Genomic DNA, 4,195 nt, shown 5'->3' on the forward strand with positions numbered 1-4,195 from the left:
TTGGATACGGACGCGGTCAACGTCGCACAGTTGAAGGCGGTCAGTGACCAGGCAACAGCAGCGGCTGCAACGGCAACTACTACTGCCGACGGCGCAGTCAAATACGACCGCAATACGGACGGCTCGGTCAACCATGACAGCGTGACGCTCGAAGGCACAAGCGGCACCGTGCTCCACAACGTCGCAGCCGGCGTGGATACGACCGACGCAGTGAACGTAGGACAGCTCAACGATGCAATCGGTCAGGTTAACGCATCGGTTGGCGATGCAGTCAACAATGCGGTTGCGAGCGCGGTAAGCAATGCGGTCATTGACGCGAAGGACCCCTTGTTCAGCGCTGACGGTGATCGCAGCGTGGACGCGGCATCGGCAACCGGCACGCTTGCGGTTGCAGTAGGCGCGAAGGCCGTCGCAACGGGCGCTGGATCAGTCGCCATGGGCAATGGCGCCCAAGCTACAGCTGACAACGCAATGGCATTGGGTCAAAACGCACTCGCGAGCGGCACGGGTTCGGTTGCCGTGGGTAACGGCGCCCAGGCAACTGCGGCCAATTCAGTCGCCCTCGGACAGAGCTCTGTCGCGGATCGTGCGAACACAGTGTCGGTCGGTGCGGCAGGCAGCGAACGCCAGATCACGAACGTCGCGGCAGGCACGCAAGGCACTGATGCTGTCAACGTCAACCAGTTGAACCAGAGCGCAGGCAGCACGCTCAAGTCAGCCAACGACTACACCGACTCGAAGACGGAAGGCACGCGTCGCGACGCGTATGCGGGTACGGCGTCGGCCTTGGCAGTCGCGGGTTTGCCGCAAGCAGTACTGCCGGGCCGCGGCATGGTGGCAATTGGCGGCGGCACGTATGGCGGTCAATCCGCAGTCGCGGTCGGCGTATCGCAGCTCTCCGAGAACGGCATCTGGGCGTACAAGGTCAGCGGCACCACGAGCACGCGGGGCCAGTTTGGCGTCTCGGTTGGCGCGGGAATGCACTGGTAAGCCACAGCAGTCAATAAGAGGAAGTGTCGCGGGCATGCAAAACGCCCGCGACATCGAGTTAATGAAAACAACGGATCCGATCAAGAGATGAACTTCACCCTCCGCAATGCAGCGCGTGCACTTCCATTCGCAGCTGCGCTAGTCACAGCCCTTCTGATGTCTGCGTGCGGCACTGGCACTGGCAGTCGTCTTGCCAGCAACGGCGGTCAAGACCAGTTGGTATTTCCGGCTCCGGAATCAGCGTCGAATGTCGGCGGCAGCTATCCGCTTACCGAAACTTTGCGCAAGCTCAAGCCCGGCATGACGAAAAACCAGGTTGCCGGCCTTCTCGGTCGTCCGCAGTTCAACGAAGGGTTCTTCGGCGTTCGTGAGTGGGACTACGTGCTGAACGTCACGAACGACGCCGGCGCACCACAGATGGTCTGTCAGCTCAAGGCCGTCTTCACCTCGCGCGACGAAGCTCGTAATTTCTATCGGAAATGCGGAGATAACGTGGAAACGCTCACCGGCGGCAAATGGCAAAAGTACGTGTTCACGCCCGTCAGCACAGAAGCCAGCGGGCCGGTAAGCGCCGAAGCCAATGTCTTGACGGCAGCACCGCTCAGTCTTGAAGTCGAAACGCCGGGCGATACGACGAAGTAATTTCGTGAAATCTGCAAAACGCGAGACCTGGCTGTCCGTCAGGTCTCGCGTTTTTTTACCGGCTACCGTTGCATTGATTCCCACACCTTGTACAAGCGCTTGACCGATATCGGCATCGGCGTGCGCAGTTCCTGCGCGAACAGCGACACGCGCAATTCCTCCAGCAACCACCTGTACTCGCCCAATCGCGCATCGGCTACTCCGCCGCGTTGCGCAATAGCCCGCTGATAGTTTTGCAACAGCGGGGCAATCTCTGCCGACAATCGCGCGTCCCGCACCGCGTCCGCTTTCAATTTATCGATACGCAACGCCATTGCGTTCAGGTATCGCGGGAAATGGGATAACTGCGTGTAAGGCGTATCGATAATGAAGCGCTTGCCAATCAGCGCGTTCAGTTGCGCAACCATATCCGCGTACGGCGCGCCAAACGATTTTGCCTGCGTCAGTTTTTTCGTCACCATTGCGTAGTCCGCAAGGATCTGGCCGGCGAGCCGTGCGATTTCCTGGGCCAGCAACGTCAAACGGCTTTTCCCTTGATCACGCCTTGCGTAGAAATCCGCGTCGTTATCAGGTAGCGGATCTTGCAGACACGCACGATCCAATGCCGTTTCGATGATCTGACTCGCGAGTTCTTCCTGCGAACCTAGCGCCATGTACTGCAACGACATCTCGCGCAAACCGCCAAGATTGCGTTCGAGATAACGGATCGGCTCGCGCAACTGCAACGCGAACAAGCGCCGCAAACCCGCCCGATGAATCCGCGCCGCCTCCTCTGGCGAATCGAACACCTCAACGTCGCAATGTGTTCCCCGATCGACCAAAGCGGGGTAACCGAACAGCGTCTGCCCGCGCCGTCGAATTTCGAGCAGTTCAGGCAGCCTTCCGAAGTCCCAAGTGGTGAGGTTTTCGTATAACGCGGTGCCCGAACTTCCACCTGAAGACTCGGACGCCGCCGCACTTCGCGTGACAGGCGCGGCCGCGTCGCTGCCGATGTCCAGCGTCGCACCCGCCGCGAGCTTCTGGAAATGCTGCTGCGCCTGGCCGCCGAGTTCCGAGCGTAATTGCGCGAGGTTACGACCCATCGCGAGTTGCCGCCCGTGTTCGTCGATGACCTTGAAGTTCATGAACAGATGCGCCGGCAACGATTCGAGCTTGAAGTCCGACGGTTTCATTGCGATTTGCGTCTGCTCGCGGATATCGGCGATCAGCGCTTCAAGCAACCCGCCCGCGCCGAACGTCTTGCCGCTGTGGCGCTCGACCACGCCCGCCGAAAACTCGGGCAACGGTACGAGATGGCGCCGAAGTTTTTGCGGCAACGACTTCAGCAGCAACTGCACTTTCTCCTTAAGCATGCCGCGCACGAGCCATTCTGAACGGCGGGCGTCGACCTGATTCAGGCCGAACAACGGGACGGTCAGCGTCACGCCATCGCGCGGAGATCCGGGCTCGAAGTGGTACGTCAGCGTCATTTCAATGCCGGCCATCGTCATCCGCTTGGGGAACAGGTCGGTCGTGATGCCGGCGGCTTCGTGGCGCATCAGGTCGTCGCGCGAGAGGAACAGCAGGCGCGACGTCCCTTCTTTTTTCTCTTCGTCCCGATACCAGCGCTCAAACGCCGCGCCCGAATAAATGCCCTTGGGAATCAGCGAATCGTAGAAACCGAAGATCAGTTCGTCATCGACAAGCACGTCCTGCCGACGCGATTTGTGCTCCAGTTGTTCAATATCCGCGAGCAACTTGCGGTTGTGCGCAAAAAACGGCAGCCGGGTTTCAAACTCGCCGTCGACCAGCGCGCCGCGAATGAACAATTCGCGTGCGCGTTCCGGATCTTGCTTGCCGAAACTCACGCGACGACGCGCATAGACCGTAAGCCCATGCAAGGTCGCGCGCTCATTAGCGCTGACTTGCGCGGGCTTCTTTTCCCAATGCGGTTCAGAAATCGACTTGCGCAACAAATGCGCGCCAACTTGTTCGAGCCACTCGGGCTCGATCTTCGCGATGCATCGAGCATATAGCCGGCTCGTCTCGACGAGTTCGCCCGCCACGACCCAGCGCCCCGCTTTCTTCAACAACGCAGAGCCCGGCCACAAGTAAAACTTGATGCCGCGAGCGCCGAGGAAATAGGGCTCGTCATCGGCTTTCAGGCCGACGTTCCCGAGCAAACCCGTCAGCAATGCAAGGTGAATCTGCTCGAAGGTGGCTTCCGATTCATTGAGCCGCCAGCCATGTTCCCGCACGACAGTCAGCAATTGCGAATGCACGTCCCGCCATTCACGCAAACGCACGTGATTCAGGAAGTTCGCGCGGCAGGCATCGGTGAGTTGCTTGTTCGATTTCTTGTGCGTGATCGCGTCTTCGAACCACGCCCAGATTTTGGTCCATTGAAGGAATTCGGAGCGTTCATCGGCGAACTTCTTGTGCGCCAGATCGGCTTGCTCCTGCGCTTCGATGGGACGGTCGCGCGGGTCCTGAACGGACAACGCGCTCGCGATGATCAGCACTTCGCGCAATGACTGATGGTCCCGCGCGGCCAGGATCATCCGGCCGACGCGTGGATCGAGCA

At 59.9% G+C, this 4,195-nt stretch carries 3 protein-coding genes; 2 read left to right on the top strand and 1 reads right to left on the bottom strand.

Going from position 1 to position 4,195, the window contains the following annotated elements; genetic code table 11:
• A partial coding sequence (locus ACRXB1_RS31930; RefSeq protein WP_449494304.1) for a YadA family autotransporter adhesin occupies positions 1-990 on the top strand: 990 nt, incomplete at its 5' end.
• 156 nt (positions 991-1,146) lie between these two features.
• Positions 1,147-1,632 carry an outer membrane protein assembly factor BamE gene (locus tag ACRXB1_RS31935; RefSeq protein WP_086386633.1) on the top strand — a complete coding sequence of 162 codons (486 nt, stop codon included), beginning with the start codon at positions 1,147-1,149 and terminating at the stop codon, positions 1,630-1,632.
• Between the two features lie 62 nt (positions 1,633-1,694).
• Here the strand turns inward: ACRXB1_RS31935 and ACRXB1_RS31940 are convergent.
• A partial coding sequence (locus ACRXB1_RS31940) for a DUF3418 domain-containing protein (RefSeq protein WP_449494305.1) occupies positions 1,695-4,195 on the bottom strand: 2,501 nt, incomplete at its 5' end.

This window comes from Caballeronia sp. M23-90 (assembly GCF_053574605.1).

Bases quoted from the DNA above. Each gene is read 5' to 3' on its own strand.
- ACRXB1_RS31935 (WP_086386633.1), top strand. From the start codon at position 1,147: ATGTCTGCGTGCGGCACTGGCACTGGCAGTCGTCTTGCCAGCAACGGC.